This is a genomic window from Pseudomonas sp. NFACC05-1, assembly GCF_900100135.1.
Taxonomy (GTDB): domain Bacteria; phylum Pseudomonadota; class Gammaproteobacteria; order Pseudomonadales; family Pseudomonadaceae; genus Aquipseudomonas; species Aquipseudomonas fluorescens_Q.
Window position 1 is genome coordinate 45,506 of sequence record NZ_FMTR01000025.1, and the last position, 14,535, is coordinate 60,040.

Genomic DNA, 14,535 nt, shown 5'->3' on the forward strand with positions numbered 1-14,535 from the left:
GAGGGCCGAGTATAACGGCGAACTGTTTAGCGTGGTCTGGACTCCAACCAGCAACGCCTTTACCTGTTCAGGAGATTGCTATGCGTATTCCCTTTCGCGTGATCGGTGGCGTGCTGGTCGCCTCCCTGCTGACTCAAATCAGCGCCTGTGGCTCGATCTTCTACCCGGACCGTCGCGGCCAGATCGACGGCAAGATCGACCCGGCCATCGCCGCCCTCGATGCCGTCGGCCTGCTGTTCTACATCATCCCCGGCCTGATCGCCTTCGCGGTGGACTTCGCCACCGGCGCCATTTACTTCGAGCCGGGCAAAAGCGTCCAGATCGAGCCAGAAAAACTCAAGCCGGCCATCAACCCCGACGGCACCGTCAATAACCACGTGTTGCAGGCGATCCTGGAACGCGAACTGGGCCGCAGCTTCCCGCTGGACGATCCTCGGCTGATCCAGCACAAGGGCAGCGCGCAACAACTGGCCGCCCTCGGCCTCAAGCCCGCCGCATGACAAGCGCTACTGAAGGAACGACCGCGCCATGACCACCAGCACCGAACACGCCCGCCTGCTGCGCCTGGCCACCCGGGCTTCGGTGGCCGTGGCGCTCATCCTGGTCGTCGCCAAGGCGCTGGCCTGGTGGCTGAGCGGCTCGGTGAGCATGCTTGCCGGCCTGACCGACTCGGCATTGGACGGCGTCACCTCGCTGCTCAATCTGCTGGCGGTGCATTACGCCCTGCGTCCCGCCGATGATGATCATCGTTACGGCCATGGCAAGGCCGAATCCCTGGCCGGCATGGCCCAGGCGCTGTTTATCGGCGGCAGTGCCTTATTGATTGCCTTGCAGGCTTTCGAGCGGCTGAAAAACCCGGTGCCGGTGGATGCCCCCTGGCTGAGCGTCGGCGTGATCGTGTTTTCCCTCGGGCTGACCCTGGCGCTGCTGGCGTTGCAGCATCGGGTCATCCGCGCCACCGGTTCCAACGCCGTGCGTGCCGACTCGCTGCACTATCGCTCCGACTTGTTGCTTAACGGCAGCATCCTGGTGGCGCTGGTGCTGGCCGGGTTTGGCTGGTATCAACTGGACGCCTGGTTCGGCCTGGGGATCGCCATTTACATTCTGTGGAGCGCCGTCCAGATCGCCCGGGAAAGTTTCGCCGTACTGATGGATCAGGAACTGCCGCCCGACGTCAGCCAGCACATGCTGGAACTGGCCTGTGCCGTGCCGGGCGTCGTAGGCGCCCATGACCTGCGCACACGGATTTCCGGTAACCACTGGTTCGTGCAGTTGCACCTTGAACTGCCGGGGGAATTGACCCTGTCAGTGGCCCACGGCATCAGCGACCAGGCCGCCGACGCGATCCATCGCGCCTACCCGAAAGCCGAAGTGCTGGTTCACGCTGATCCGCTGGAAGTGGTCAACGGCGCCAAGGCCTGATCCCCGAGGCCCGACACAGAACCTGTGGCGAGGGAGCTTGCTCCCGCTCGGTTGCGCAGCGACCGAAAAATCTTGGGGCCGCTTCGCAGCCCAGCGGGAGCAAGCTCCCTCGCCACAAAAGGGGATCTGCGCTAAATCAATAAGTCACCTGATACCCACGGCTGCTCAAGCAACTGCCCTGGGCCTGGCGATAGGTCTGCACCACTTCCGGCGCCGGCGGGTAGGTGTAGCGACGTGGATCGAAACCACTCTGCTGCACCGCCCAGCGATAGCAATCGTACCCGTCCTGGTTGACCTGCTCGGGCGACTGGCCGTTGGCCGGATACGCCACCACATCGAAACTGTTGCCCTGGGGTTGCGGCTGCGGGTTGGCGACCGGCGCATCGACCACGACGTAATCCTGGGTGTTGGCTTCGTAGATGTAATAGGCGCCGGCGGCAAGAAAGAACAGCGAACTGCCGATCCACACCTCCCGAGCGTAATCCGGCAGATACCGGGTACGAATGCCCCGCGGTGGCGCGACCACGACATAGCGCGGCCCTTGCGGGCGATACCAGTAGCCGCCGGAATAGAAATAATCCTGGCCGCGATAAGGCACGCGGTAGTTGCGATCCGGGAAACGGTCGATCACGTACCCCGGGCGGTACTGCGGGCCCGGGCCCCAGCCATTGCCATGCCCGTCCGGGCGGCCGGGCCAATGCTGTTCAGGGCGGTTGTCATGGCTTGGGCGTGGCCCGCCGCTGGGATAGCCATCGCTGCGACGCGGGATATCACGGTAATACCCCGGTTGCGGTTCGCGGGTCTGGGTCACGCTGTCGGGCCGGCCCTGGATCGGCAGGTTGTTGCCGGGCTGCGGCTGCGGCTGCGGACGGCCATGGGCGTTGGGATCCTGGGGCGGACGCTCATACCGCTGTTCGCCACCCTGGTATTGAGGTTGTGGCCTGACCTCGAACTGACGGCTGTTGTCGCCCCGAATGATTTCGTTGTTTTGCGACCGTTGCTGCGCCGGGTAACCCTGGCCGTTGCCACCGCGCCCGTCCGGGCCGCGATTGCCATCCGGGCCGCCACGGTTTTGCTGATCGTCGGCCATTCCCTGCGCACTGACACTTGCCCACAACAGACCAACACCTGCCAAACGCCAGATGCGCGACTTCATGAAATTCCTCACAACGGTTCAGGGCCTGATGATAAGACTCGGAAAAGCCCAGGCCGGTTCTGCGATAGGTTATCAGCCACGGGGTTTATTTCGCAGGCATTAAAAAAGGGAGACCCGTCGGCCTCCCCTTGAGAATTTCGTCCGTGCTCGACGCTTATGACGTCGGCTCACCTCACGCCGTCTTCTGGACAGTGTGCAGCTCGGGGGTCTGCCAACACCGGTGGGTGCCGCGACCGCAGCCGGCCTGATTGGGCGGGCTGCACTGGACTGTTTGTCCGAGCAGTGATCTTGGTGATAAGAATAAGCCTGGGGCGCCGGCAGAGGATTGCTAAGATTGCGGAAATAAACATCACTTGCGCAATTTTTAACCCTGGATAGATAATCTTCCGCAATTATCCAGATAAAGGCCCGACCGATGAGCAAACTCGACCGTTACGACCTGAGCATTCTGGCGGAATTGCAGCGCGATGCGCGCATCTCCAACCAGGAACTGGCCGAACGCATCGGCCTGTCGCCCTCCCCCTGTTCGCGACGGGTCAAGCAATTGGAGGATGACGGCTACATCACGCGCCAGGTTGCCCTGCTCGACCGCAAAATGCTGGGCCTGAGCCTGACCGCCTACGTATTGATCGGGATGGACCGTCACACCCCCGAGCGTTTCGAGAACTTCGAAGCGGCCATCCGCAACCTGCCGCAAGTGCTGGAATGCAGCCTGGTCACCGGGATGGACGCGGATTACCAACTCAAGGTGGTGGTACCGGATATGGACCATTACCAGAAACTGCTGCTGGGGCATCTGACCCGGATCGATGGCGTCACCAGCGTGCGTTCGAGCTTTGTACTGAACCAGGTGCTCAACAGCACCGAGTTGCCTTTGACTCACCTGCGCAGCTGACCGCTTTTTGTGGCGAGGGAGCTTGCTCCCGCTGGGTTGCGAAGCGACCCCAAGCTTCGGCCGGATTGCCAGTGGACCGGTTTGCGACTGCTGCGCAGTCGAGCGGGAGCAAGCTCCCTCGCCACAGCCCAGCCGATGAATAGCTGCGACACACCGCCGCAGGCCAATCCCGCGTCCGCGCCTCATGCCTTATACTCGCCGCGCCTTTTCAACCCCGCTTACGCCGGAGTGTCCTGATGGATCCTGCTGTTTTCGAAGAGTGGATGATGACCGGCCTGGTCAGCATCCTGATCATTTTCATGGGTTTCATCGTCTGGGACCTGGCGAAGAAATCCAAGGCCGGGCGTTTCGGCTCGTTCATTCTGTTTTTTGTGCTGGGGTTGGGCGTGGCGGCGTTCGTGATCAAGAGCGTGGTGATCGGCCTGATCGAGTCCGGGACGTTATAAGCGCGCCGGCACTTCCCTCCACTGGCCCTGATCGAGTCCTTCGAGGGTCCAGTCGCCGATCCTGACCCGCACCAAGCGCAGTGTCGGCAGGCCCACCGCGGCGGTCATGCGCCGTACCTGGCGGTTGCGCCCTTCGCGGATCACCAGTTCCAACCAACTCGTGGGTACGCTTTTACGAAAGCGCACCGGCGGGTTGCGCGGCCATAACTGCGGCTCGTCCAACTGGCGCGCCTCGGCTGGCAAGGTCATGCCGTCGTTCAACGCCACCCCATCGCGCAAACGCTGCAACTGTTCGGCATTCGGTTCGCCTTCCACCTGCACCCAATAAGTCTTGGCCAGCTTGTGCTTGGGGTCGGCGATACGCGCCTGCAACTGCCCATCATTGGTGAGCAACAGCAAGCCTTCGCTGTCACGATCCAGCCGCCCGGCCGGGTAGATGCCCGGTACGTCGATAAAATCCTTGAGCGTCGCCCGCCCTTCACCGTCACTGAATTGCGTCAGCACATCGAAGGGTTTGTTGAACAGGATCAGCTTCGGCTCGGCCGGCGGGGCCTTGGCCACACGGCGCGGGGCGGAGGCTGGAAGCTTCGCGCCAGGGCGACGGGAAGCGGGGCGTGGAGGACGGGGCATGGTGGCACGGCATCTAACGGTCAGGACCGCCAATGCTAGTGGTCTGACCGCTAAATAACCACCGCCGTATCAACGGAACGGCGGCTCGTCGAAGCTGCGCAGCTTGCGCGAATGCAACGAGTTGAGTTCCGTGCGCAACAGGTCCAACGCCTCGATGCCAATCTTCAGGTGCTGGTTGACCGCTCGCTCATAGAACGCGTTGGCCGAGCCCGGCAGCTTGATTTCGCTGTGCAGCGGCTTGTCCGAAACACACAGCAACGTGCCGTACGGCACCCGCAAGCGATAACCCTGGGCGGCGATGGTGCCGCTTTCCATGTCCACCGCCACGGCGCGGGACAGGTTGATCAACGGGCGCTCCTGGGCCCAGCGCAATTCCCAGTTACGGTCGTCGTAGGTCAGTACGGTGCCGGTGCGCAGGCGTTTCTTCAACTCGTCGCCCTTTTCGCCAGTGACGTTGGCCGCCGCTTGCTGCAAGGCCATCTGCACTTCGGCCAGGGCCGGAATCGGAATGTTCGGCGGCACCACGCGGTCGAGGATCCCGTCGCGGCGCATGTAGGCGTGGGCCAGCACGTAGTCGCCAATGGTCTGGGACTGCCGCAGCCCGCCGCAGTGGCCGATCATCAGCCAGCAATGGGGCCGCAGCACGGCCAGGTGGTCGGTGATGTTCTTGGCGTTGGACGGGCCGACCCCGATGTTCACCAGGGTCACGCCATGGCCATCATTGGTTTGCAGGTGATAGGCCGGCATCTGGTAACGGTGCCAGACCACGCCGGCAGCGATGGCCGATGCTTCTCCATGGTCCATGTTCTTGTCGATGATCACGTTGCCCGGCAGGACCATGCGCACAAAGCGCGGGTCGCTGCGCAGTTGCTCCAGGCCATGGACGATGAACTGGTCGACATAGCGGTGGTAGTTGGTCAGCAGGATCCACGGCTGCACATGGCGCCAGTCGCTGCCGGTGTAGTGCACCAGCCGGCGCAGGGAAAAATCCACCCGCGCCGCGTCGAACAGCGCCAGGGGCAGCGGGTCGGTGTTTTCCCAATCATAGAGGCCGTCGGCAATGCCATCGGTGGCGGCCGACAGGTCGGTGCTGGGGAAAACTCGTGCCAGCACGGCGGCGGTCACGCCGGAGCCGGCCAGTTCGTCGCCCTGCTCCACCACGTACGGGTACGGAATGTTCTGCTCGCTGACGCCCACTTCCACGGTGACGGTAAAGTCGTGCATCAGCGGGACCAGCTGCTCCAGCAGGTATTTACGGAAGGCGCCGGGGTGGGTGACGGTGACACTGTAGGTGCCGGGCAACTGGACCTTGGCATAGGCGCGGGTGGTTTGCGGGACTTCGCCGTGGCAGTGGTAGGTCAGGCGCAAGGCGGGATAGCGAAACAACGCCCTTTGCTCGGCATCCGGCTCGACGCGATCCTTGAGATAACGCATCAGCGCCTGGTTCAACGCGGTGGTCGCACGTTCGTGCAGGGCCGCCAGACGATCCACGGCTTGTTCGGCGGTTTGAACGACAATAAACGCTTCGGTCACGATCAGCTTCCTGTGTTCTGACTTGCAGGCCTTCATCTTGCCTGCATCGCCGCCCGACGGGAACAGTGGCGTATTGGGTATTCTCGGCGTCATGAAAACCTGTGGGAGCGGGCTTGCCCGCGAAGGCGTCAGCACATCCAACCTCTTCGGCGGCTGACATACCGCTTTCGCGAGCAAGCCCGCTCCCACAGCACTCTGTGTTGGCCGTAGCCTGCCTAGAATCCATGCGGGGTCGAGCGGGTAACGATGGCCTCGACATTCAAGCCCCGAGGCAAGGCACCGTACACCCGGCCGACCGAACCCAGGCGACTGGCAATGAAGGCATCGCTGACGTCGCTGTTGCCCGCCTCGAGCAACAGCTTGGCTTGCAGGCCCACGGCGATGTCTTCGGTCACTTGCCGGGCGCGGTACTGGATATCGTCGGTGTCCTTGAACGCGGCGTGCAATTGGTGGATGTGGCCAGCCAGGCGTTTGTCGCCGTGGCCGTCGCCCAATTCGCTGAACAATACCTCCAGCACGCCGGGCTCCTTGGACAAGGCGCGCAGCACATCCAGGCATTGCACGTTGCCGGAGCCTTCCCACGTCGAGTTGACCGGCGCTTCGCGGTACAGACGCGGCAGGATGCTGTCTTCGACGTAGCCGGCACCGCCCATGCATTCGGCGGCTTCGTTGATCATCGCGGGGGCGCGCTTGCAGATCCAGTACTTGCCCACCGCCGTCACCAGCCGGGCGAACTTGGCCTCGTGCTCGTCACTCAAGTGGTCCAGCGCCCGGCCCATGCGCAAGCTCAAGGCCAGCGCAGCCTCACTTTCCAGCGCCAGGTCGGCGAGGACGTTTTGCATCAGCGGCTGCTCGCTCAACAGCTTGCCACCGACCTTGCGGTGCGCACAGTGATGACTGGCCTGGGTCAACGCCTGGCGCATCAGGGCGCTGGAGCCGACCATGCAATCGAAGCGGGTCATGGCGACCATCTCGATGATCGTCGGCACGCCGCGGCCTTCTTCACCGACCATCCAGGCCAGTGCGCCACGGAACTCGACTTCGCTGGAGGCGTTGGAACAGTTGCCCAGCTTGTTCTTCAACCGTTGGATGTAGAACTGATTGCGGGTGTCGTCGGGGCGATGGCGCGGCAGCAGGAAACAGGTCAGGCCTTTGTCGGTCTGGGCCAAGGTGAGGAAGGCATCGCACATCGGCGCCGAACAGAACCATTTGTGGCCCACCAGTTCATAGGCCTGGCCCGGGCCGCTGGCGCCCACCGGATAGGCTTTGGTGGTGTTGGCCCGCACATCGGTGCCGCCCTGCTTTTCGGTCATCGCCATGCCCAGGGTCACCCCGGCCTTGTGGGCCATGCCGACGTTGCGCGGGTCGTATTCGGTGGCAAGCACCTTGGGCAGCCAGCGCTCGGCCAGATCCGGCTGCAAGCGCAGCGCCGGTACGCTGGCGAAGGTCATGGTCAGCGGGCAACCGGTGCCGGCTTCGGCCTGGCTGTGCAAATAGGTCATCGAGGCCCGGGCGACATGCGCACCGGGTTGCGGCTGCGCCCAGGGCAAACTGGGCAGGCCGTGCTCGACGGCGGTGCGCATCAACTGGTGATAAGCCGGATGGAACTCCACCAGGTCGATGCGATGGCCGTAACGGTCGTGGCTGGAGAACACCGGTTTGTTCTGGTTGGCCAGGAAACCCGCTTCCATCAACGGCCCGCCGGCCAGCGCCCCATACGCATCGATCCGCGCCTGCGCCCAGCCCGCCCCAAAGTACTGCGACCACTGCTGCAGCGGCAGGTCGATGCGGTACAGGTTGGCGCCATCCAGGGACGGCGGTTGGTTGGTGACGTCGTGGGTTTCAGCGAACTGGTGCAGGTTCATGACAGGGCTCCTCGATCGGGCAGGGATTCAGTTAAGCACCGCCTCCAGGCCGGACAAAGTGTCATAACCGCCTAAATATCGGCGCTTTCACCCTGTCTCGGGCACAGCACCCGGCGCTGGAGCATCGCCTGCAGTGCCTCGAATTTCACGGGTTTGTTCAGGTAATCGATCTGAGCGCCCGAGGGGCAGCATTCGCGCGCCACATTCGGGCTGACCACCAGCACCGGCAGTTCCTCGCAGCCGGGCAAGGTGTGGATCTGGCAGCCGAGCGACACGCCGTCCAGCGGCGGCAACTGGCAGTCGAGCAGCACCGCATCAAAGCGCTCGCCGTGCAGCAGATCCAGCGCGGCGCGGCCACTGTCGGCGGTGCGCACCCGATAACCGAGCTTGAGCAACATGCCGCGCATGACCAACTGATCGATGCTGTTGTCATCGGCCAGTAGCACCGTGCAATCCTGCGGCAGGCGCGAGCCTTGGCGGCCACCGAAGGAAAACGGCGTCGGGACCGCCGCTGGCAAGGCCACGTCAAACTCCACGTCCAACTGGAAACGGCTGCCACGACCGGGTTCGGAGGTGTGGGTCAGGCGTCCGCCCAGCAGTTCCACCAGTTGCCGGCAGATGGCCAGGCCCACGCCGAGACCGCCGTATTCGCGGGTCATCGAGCCGTCGAGTTGGAAGAAGCGCTGGTACAAGGTCGCTTCCCCCAGGTCGGTAAAACCGATTCCGGTGTCGATGACAGCAAAGGACAGCACCAGCCGATCAAGCGCCGTCGGCCTGCCGCTGACTCGCAGGGCCAGGCCGCCAACCCGGGTGAACTTGATGGCGTTGTCCAGCAGGCATTCCAGGCTCTGGGCCAGTTTGCCACTGTCGCCAAGCAACCGGTCCGCCAGGCCAGGGGCCACGTCGACCTTGAAATCCAGGCCCTTGGCCGCCGCATTGGCGCCGAACTGCACCTGCAGCGCATCGACCACCCCACGCAGGCTGAACGGTGCCGGATAGACCTTGAGCTTGCCGGCCTGCAACTCGGTCAGGGTGAGGATGCCGTTGACCATGCGCATCATGTCCCGCGCCGAACCGGCGGCGGTCTGTTGATACTGGGTCAGCTCCTCGTCCATCTCGACGGTTTCCATCAGCTCAAGGGAACCGATCACGCCATTCATCGGTGTGCGCAGTTCATGGGTCAGGGTGGCGAGGAATTCATCCTTGAGCTTGTTGCCGTGGGCCAGTTGCTGGTTGAGCACTTCGAGTTTCTGCCCGGCGTCCAACAGGGTCTGGGCCTGCTGTTCGCGCATGGCATTGATGCGGTCGGCCAGGGCCAGGGACAACAGTGCCACTTCGATGGCCGAGCCGATCTGGCTGGCGTACATGGTCAAAAAGACGTTCGGCAGGTAACCGAGCACCATCAACGTATTGACAATGCCCCCCAGCAGAAACGCCGACCAGGCAATGATGAAATAACGCGCCACCCGCAGACCACGCCACCAGGCGAACAGGCCGGCGGCGAAGATCACCACGGTGAACAGCAGCGCCAACACCGTCGCCAGGCGCAGCGCCAGGGCATAACTGGTCATCAGCGACAGGCCGACCACCACAGCGCTGTAGGCGATCAGCGCCAGCAGCAAGCGGTCCAGCCAACGGCTGTGCTGGGCGGTTTGCAGGAAACTGCGGGCGAACTGGCTGCCAAACAGGCCCGCGCAGCCGATGAAGAACGGCGTCGCGGCGTTTGCCCACCAGGGGTTGTCCGGCCAGAAATATTCCACGGCGGCACCGTTGACCGACAACTGGTACAGGCCGAACGAGGCAATGTAGAAGATGTAATAGAGGTAGCTGGTATCGCGCACGCTCAGGTAGATGAACAGGTTGTAGACCAGCATCCCCAGCAGCACGCCATAGATGATCCCCAGTACATACAAGCGCACCGGCTGTTGTTCGAGGTAAGCGGTGCTCGACCACAGCGTCAGCGGCGCCTGGATCGAACCCTGGCTTTGCAGGCGCAGGTAGAGGGTCTGCCGTTGTTCGGGCTTGAAAGCCAGGCTGAACAGGTAGTTGTTCTGGCGGATCTCGCGGCTGGCGAACGGCAAGGCATCACCGGTCTGGCGAACCAGGCGATAGCCCCCCGACGCATCGGGCAAATACAAGTCGAGGTGGTCCAGCGGCGGGTATGCCAGCTCCAGCAGCCAGGTACGCTGGGCGTCCGGATTGGCAGGACGGTAGTGCAGGTCGATTTTCAACCAGAAGGCTGATCGCGAGTAACCGGCGTTCAGCGTGGCTTGGTCGTGGGCTTTGAAAGCACCGGCGCCAGCCTGGGCCAGGACATCGTCAATAGAGGCCGTGCCGCTCGCATCTTCGAACACCTGCAGGGCATGGCCCAAGGGCAGGTTTTGGGTGAATTCATCGAATTCGAGAGCACTTGCCAGAGGGGACAAGCACAGCAACAACATCAGCAAATAGCGCATTTAAGCCCCAGCGCGGCCTGTCCGGTTGAGTCAGGAAGCCCCCCATTCCCTGAGTAGACGTAAAACCGGCATTACCTGTTATGAGTTGGATCCATCTCTAGCATAGCCGTTGATGGCCAATTTGCACCATTGAAATTTTTCCTACAGAAGGCTCTAGAACGGGCGTTCCAGCGCTAAGCATTGAAATAGAGCTGTTGCTTTGGTCAGACAGGAATCTTGAACGATGACCGTGGCGAGGGAGCTTGCTCCCGCTGAGGTGCGAAGCGCCTCCCCGATAACAGGCGGCCGCTTCGCGCCCGAGCGGGAGCAAGCTCCCTCGCCACGATGAGCCGGGCCTTGCCATCACAGCCAGCGTACAAATCCTCTGACTCCCGCCAACCGATAAAACAGGTTTGGTGGTAAGCTCGCGCACCATGAATATCTACAGCTCTCGCCCCGTTGTCCTCTGTCTCTCCGGCCACGATCCCAGTGGTGGCGCCGGCTTGCAGGCAGATATCGAAGCCCTGCTCGCCCAGGGTTGTCATGCCGCCCCTGCCGTTACCGCATTGACCGTGCAAGACACCGTCAACGTCAGCGATTTCCGAGTGCTCGACCGAGAGTGGGTACTGGCACAAGCCAATGCCGTGCTCAACGATGCCCAGGTGGCAGCGGTCAAGCTGGGGATGCTTGGCTCACTGGAAATGGTCGACACGGTGGTCGAACTGCTCCAGGCGCACCCGCACCTGCCGATGGTCTGCGACCCGGTGCTGCGCGCCGGCGGTGGCGGGCGCCTGGGCAAGGATGAGGTCGGCTACGCCATGCGCGAACGCCTGCTGCCCCTGGCAATCATCGCCACCCCCAACCTGCCTGAAGCACGCATCCTTGCTGAATTGCCCGAGGGCAGTGCCGACGAGTGCGCGGAAAAACTGCTGCCCTTCGTCAAACACCTGTTGATCACCGGTGGTCACGGCGACGAACATGAAGTCCATAATCGCCTGTACAGCCGCGACGGAGGGCGCGAAACCTTTACCTGCCAGCGTCTGCCCGGCAGCTACCACGGTTCCGGCTGCACCCTGGCCAGCGCCCTGGCCGGTCGGCTGGCCCAGGGCGAACAGCTCGCCAGCGCCGTCAAGACGGCACTGGATTACACCTGGCGCACCCTGCGCGATGCCGAACAACTGGGCAAAGGCCAGTTCGTACCGCGTCGCCTGCCGCTGGATTTCTGCTCGTAGCACCGGAGGCCTGTGGAATGAAATTACGTGGCCTTTACGCCATCACTGATAGCCAATTGCTGGCCGGCAAGTTCCTCGCTTATGTAGAAGCGGCGCTGGAAGGTGGCGTCACCCTGCTGCAATACCGCGACAAAAGCAGCGACGAGGCCCGCCGGCTGCGGGAAGCCGAAGCACTGCGCAACCTGTGCGAACGCTACAAGACCCAGTTGATCATCAACGACGACGCCGAACTGGCCGCGCGCCTGGGCGTTGGCGTGCACCTGGGCCAGACCGATGGCCCGTTGGCGCCAGTGCGGGCACTGCTCGGGCACAAGGCGATCATCGGTGCCACTTGCCACGCCAGCCTGGCACTGGCCGAACAGGCCGCCAGCGAAGGCGCCAGTTATGTCGCGTTCGGGCGTTTCTTCAATTCCAACACCAAGCCCGGCGCCCCCAGCGCAAACCTTGAACTGCTCGCACAGGCGCACCTCAAACTGCATATCCCGGTGTGCGCCATTGGCGGCATCACCCTGGACAATGCCGCCCCGCTGGTGGCCCACGGGGTCGACCTGCTGGCGGTGGTCCACGGCCTGTTCGGCGCCGACAGCACCACTGAAGTGACGCGCCGCGCCCGCGCCTTCAATGAGCTGCTGCAGATCAAATAGTCTATTTTCCGTTTTTGAGAGCCCAACCATGTCCCGTTCCGAAACCCTGTTTGCCAATGCCCAGAAACACATCCCCGGCGGCGTGAACTCGCCCGTTCGTGCGTTCAAGAGCGTCGGCGGCACCCCGCTGTTCTTCAAGCACGCCGAAGGCGCGTACGTCACCGACGAAGACGACAAGCGCTATGTGGATTACGTCGGCTCCTGGGGCCCGATGATCCTCGGCCACAGCCATCCGGACGTGCTGGATGCGGTGCGCAAGCAACTGGTACACGGCCTCTCCTACGGCGCCCCGACCGCGATGGAAACCGAGATGGCCGACCTGGTCTGCTCGATCGTGCCATCGATGGAAATGGTGCGCATGGTCAGCTCCGGCACCGAAGCGACCATGAGCGCGATCCGCCTGGCGCGGGGTTTTACCGGCCGCGACAGCATCATCAAGTTCGAAGGCTGCTACCACGGCCACTCCGACAGCCTGCTGGTCAAGGCCGGTTCTGGCGCATTGACCCAAGGCGTGCCGAGCTCGGCAGGCGTACCGGCAGCGTTCGCCAAACACACCCTGACCCTGCCATTCAACGACCTCGAAGAAGTCGAGAAGATGCTCGGCGAAGTCGGCCAGGAAGTGGCGTGCATCATCGTCGAGCCAGTGGCCGGCAACATGAACTGCGTGCCGCCGGCACCGGGTTTCCTCGAAGGCCTGCGCAGCCTGTGCGACCAGCATGGCGTGGTGTTGATTTTCGATGAAGTGATGACCGGTTTCCGCGTGGCCCTCGGCGGCGCCCAGGCCCATTACGGCGTCACGCCGGACCTGAGCACCTTCGGCAAGATCATCGGCGGCGGCATGCCGGTGGGCTGCTTCGGCGGCAAGCGCAAGATCATGGAATGCATCGCGCCGCTGGGCCCGGTCTACCAGGCCGGCACCTTGTCGGGCAACCCCCTGGCCATGGCCGCCGGCCTGACCACGCTGCGCCTGATCAGCCGCCCGGGCTTCCACGCCGAACTGACCGACTACACCACCCGCCTGCTCGACGGTTTGCAGGTCCGCGCCGACGCGGCCGGCATTCCGTTCGTGACCACCCAGGCCGGGGGCATGTTCGGCCTGTATTTCAGTGGCGCCGATGACATCGTCACCTTCGAAGACGTGATGGCCAGCGACGCCGACCGCTTCAAGCACTTCTTCCACCTGATGCTCGACGGCGGCGTGTACCTGGCCCCGAGCGCATTCGAAGCCGGTTTCACCTCCATCGCCCATGGCGAGACCGAGCTGAAGATCACCCTCGATGCGGCCGAACGGGCGTTTGCCGCGCTGAAGTAAGCCTGTGGATAACTGACGCTGGCTGAAGCTGGCGTCAGCGATTGCTGACAACCTCCCGCCTTTTTCCTACGTATTTATGCCCGAAGCAGCTATTAGCATTCCCTCGCAGCAGAAAAACGAGTAAAGACTTTGTAAGGATGGCCCTGCTTATTTCATAATGCGCGCTTATTGGATCCCCCGGAGGGTCCGCGCGCCCCTCAGAGGTAAGTCGATTCCCATGAACCGCACCGGCCGCACCCTTGCCTTGGGCTGCCTGTTGCTCCTTCAGCCCCTGCTCGCGAATGCACAGGCAGGCGGTAACTCGTTGTTGATCCCGGCGCTGGGCCGTTGCACGCTCAATACCCAGCCACAAGATCTCGCACCGGCACTCGACGCCTGTCAAAAAGCGGCGGACGCAGGTGATGCACAAGCGCAATACGAGTTGGGCGAGTTCTACTACGAAGGCAAGGCTGCGCCGCGCGACCTCAAGAAAGCCCTCGACTACTTCGAAAAAGCCTCGCTGCAAGGTCATGCCCAGGCGCAATTCAAGCTCGGCGGCATGTTCTTCCATGGCGAAGGCGTGCCAGCCAACAACGTCCAGGCCTATATCGTCCTGAAGATGGCCGCGGTCAACGGCGCCGAAGAAGCCCTGGACACCGCCGACGAAGTCGCCGAGCAAATGCCTCGTGACGAACTGGAAGTCGCCACCCAGGTGCTGGGGCAGATCTTTCGCAAATACCTGATGGAATTGCAGAACGCCGATGGGCGTACGCCCTTCTCGCCACTGCCCTAAGTTCACTGCGCCCCCCTGTGGCGAGGGGATTTATCCCCGCTGGGCTGCGAAGCGGCCCCAAATCCGTCAACTCAATCGAGCTCCAATACCGCAGAGTCAGGCTTTAGGGTCGCTTCGCGCCCCAGCGGGGATAAATCCCCTCGCCACAAGGACTGTGCCCGACCTTAGAGACTCATCTTGCCAAGAGCCGAGG

The 14,535-nt window shown here is 63.0% G+C and carries 13 protein-coding genes; 8 read left to right on the forward strand and 5 right to left on the reverse strand.

Features of this window, described 5'->3' with window-relative positions:
* Window positions 1-80 precede the first annotated feature (80 nt).
* Together BLO97_RS25690 and BLO97_RS25695 are read left to right on the forward strand one after the other, a co-directional pair.
* Window positions 81-500 (forward strand): polyribonucleotide nucleotidyltransferase, encoded by a 420-nt coding sequence (locus tag BLO97_RS25690; RefSeq protein WP_092149960.1) that lies wholly within the window; start codon window positions 81-83, stop codon window positions 498-500.
* A 28-nt stretch (window positions 501-528) separates the two neighbouring features.
* A complete protein-coding gene (locus BLO97_RS25695; protein WP_092149963.1) occupies window positions 529-1,422 on the forward strand; it encodes a cation diffusion facilitator family transporter in 894 nt (297 codons plus the stop codon).
* Window positions 1,423-1,558: 136 nt separating this feature from the next.
* On the opposite strand, the gene BLO97_RS25700 is transcribed toward BLO97_RS25695, so the two are convergent.
* Entirely contained in the window at window positions 1,559-2,578 is a 1,020-nt protein-coding gene (locus tag BLO97_RS25700; RefSeq protein WP_092224989.1) for a DUF6515 family protein, read from the reverse strand.
* 415 nt (window positions 2,579-2,993) lie between these two features.
* Here BLO97_RS25700 and BLO97_RS25705 point away from each other — a divergent pair, with 415 nt between their 5' ends.
* Both BLO97_RS25705 and BLO97_RS25710 read left to right on the forward strand, forming a co-directional pair.
* Window positions 2,994-3,473, forward strand: a complete 480-nt coding sequence (locus tag BLO97_RS25705) for an Lrp/AsnC family transcriptional regulator (RefSeq protein ID WP_025215622.1) — start codon at window positions 2,994-2,996, stop codon at window positions 3,471-3,473.
* Window positions 3,474-3,709: 236 nt separating this feature from the next.
* Entirely contained in the window at window positions 3,710-3,919 is a 210-nt protein-coding gene (locus BLO97_RS25710) for a DUF2788 domain-containing protein (protein ID WP_007937369.1), read from the forward strand.
* Here BLO97_RS25710 and BLO97_RS25715 read toward each other — a convergent pair.
* From BLO97_RS25715 to BLO97_RS25730, 4 genes are all read right to left on the reverse strand, one after another.
* Window positions 3,914-4,480 (reverse strand): pseudouridine synthase, encoded by a 567-nt coding sequence (locus tag BLO97_RS25715; RefSeq protein ID WP_161951762.1) that lies wholly within the window; start codon window positions 4,478-4,480, stop codon window positions 3,914-3,916. The genes BLO97_RS25710 and BLO97_RS25715 overlap by 6 nt on opposite strands.
* A 138-nt stretch (window positions 4,481-4,618) precedes the next feature.
* A complete protein-coding gene (gene amn, locus BLO97_RS25720; protein ID WP_170862101.1) occupies window positions 4,619-6,118 on the reverse strand; it encodes an AMP nucleosidase in 1,500 nt (499 codons plus the stop codon).
* Window positions 6,119-6,297: 179 nt separating this feature from the next.
* Window positions 6,298-7,947, reverse strand: a complete 1,650-nt coding sequence (locus BLO97_RS25725; RefSeq protein WP_092348881.1) for an acyl-CoA dehydrogenase family protein — start codon at window positions 7,945-7,947, stop codon at window positions 6,298-6,300.
* Between the two features lie 71 nt (window positions 7,948-8,018).
* Entirely contained in the window at window positions 8,019-10,403 is a 2,385-nt protein-coding gene (locus tag BLO97_RS25730) for a hybrid sensor histidine kinase/response regulator (RefSeq protein ID WP_092224993.1), read from the reverse strand.
* Between the two features lie 413 nt (window positions 10,404-10,816).
* Between BLO97_RS25730 and BLO97_RS25735 the strand changes: the two genes are divergently transcribed.
* The 4 genes from BLO97_RS25735 to BLO97_RS25750 all read left to right on the forward strand — a co-directional run bounded on the left by BLO97_RS25735 (window position 10,817) and on the right by BLO97_RS25750 (window position 14,342).
* Window positions 10,817-11,614 (forward strand): hydroxymethylpyrimidine/phosphomethylpyrimidine kinase, encoded by a 798-nt coding sequence (locus tag BLO97_RS25735; RefSeq protein ID WP_003205858.1) that lies wholly within the window; start codon window positions 10,817-10,819, stop codon window positions 11,612-11,614.
* A 17-nt stretch (window positions 11,615-11,631) separates the two neighbouring features.
* Complete coding sequence (gene thiE, locus BLO97_RS25740; RefSeq protein ID WP_063324243.1) at window positions 11,632-12,258, forward strand: thiamine phosphate synthase; 627 nt, start codon at window positions 11,632-11,634, stop codon at window positions 12,256-12,258.
* A 28-nt stretch (window positions 12,259-12,286) separates the two neighbouring features.
* Entirely contained in the window at window positions 12,287-13,570 is a 1,284-nt protein-coding gene (gene hemL, locus BLO97_RS25745; protein WP_092348884.1) for a glutamate-1-semialdehyde 2,1-aminomutase, read from the forward strand.
* Window positions 13,571-13,787: 217 nt separating this feature from the next.
* Window positions 13,788-14,342 carry a tetratricopeptide repeat protein gene (locus BLO97_RS25750; protein WP_003205863.1) on the forward strand — a complete coding sequence of 185 codons (555 nt, stop codon included), beginning with the start codon at window positions 13,788-13,790 and terminating at the stop codon, window positions 14,340-14,342.
* The last annotated feature ends 193 nt before the right edge of the window (window positions 14,343-14,535 follow it).

Coding starts and splice junctions, on each gene's coding strand:
- thiE (WP_063324243.1), top strand. CDS start 11,632: ATGAAATTACGTGGCCTTTACGCCATCACTGATAGCCAATTGCTGGCC.
- BLO97_RS25710 (WP_007937369.1), top strand. CDS start 3,710: ATGGATCCTGCTGTTTTCGAAGAGTGGATGATGACCGGCCTGGTCAGC.
- BLO97_RS25725 (WP_092348881.1), bottom strand. CDS start 7,947: ATGAACCTGCACCAGTTCGCTGAAACCCACGACGTCACCAACCAACCG.
- hemL (WP_092348884.1), top strand. CDS start 12,287: ATGTCCCGTTCCGAAACCCTGTTTGCCAATGCCCAGAAACACATCCCC.
- BLO97_RS25730 (WP_092224993.1), bottom strand. CDS start 10,403: ATGCGCTATTTGCTGATGTTGTTGCTGTGCTTGTCCCCTCTGGCAAGT.
- amn (WP_170862101.1), bottom strand. CDS start 6,118: ATGAAGGCCTGCAAGTCAGAACACAGGAAGCTGATCGTGACCGAAGCG.
- BLO97_RS25695 (WP_092149963.1), top strand. CDS start 529: ATGACCACCAGCACCGAACACGCCCGCCTGCTGCGCCTGGCCACCCGG.
- BLO97_RS25700 (WP_092224989.1), bottom strand. CDS start 2,578: ATGAAGTCGCGCATCTGGCGTTTGGCAGGTGTTGGTCTGTTGTGGGCA.
- BLO97_RS25690 (WP_092149960.1), top strand. CDS start 81: ATGCGTATTCCCTTTCGCGTGATCGGTGGCGTGCTGGTCGCCTCCCTG.
- BLO97_RS25750 (WP_003205863.1), top strand. CDS start 13,788: ATGAACCGCACCGGCCGCACCCTTGCCTTGGGCTGCCTGTTGCTCCTT.
- BLO97_RS25735 (WP_003205858.1), top strand. CDS start 10,817: ATGAATATCTACAGCTCTCGCCCCGTTGTCCTCTGTCTCTCCGGCCAC.
- BLO97_RS25705 (WP_025215622.1), top strand. CDS start 2,994: ATGAGCAAACTCGACCGTTACGACCTGAGCATTCTGGCGGAATTGCAG.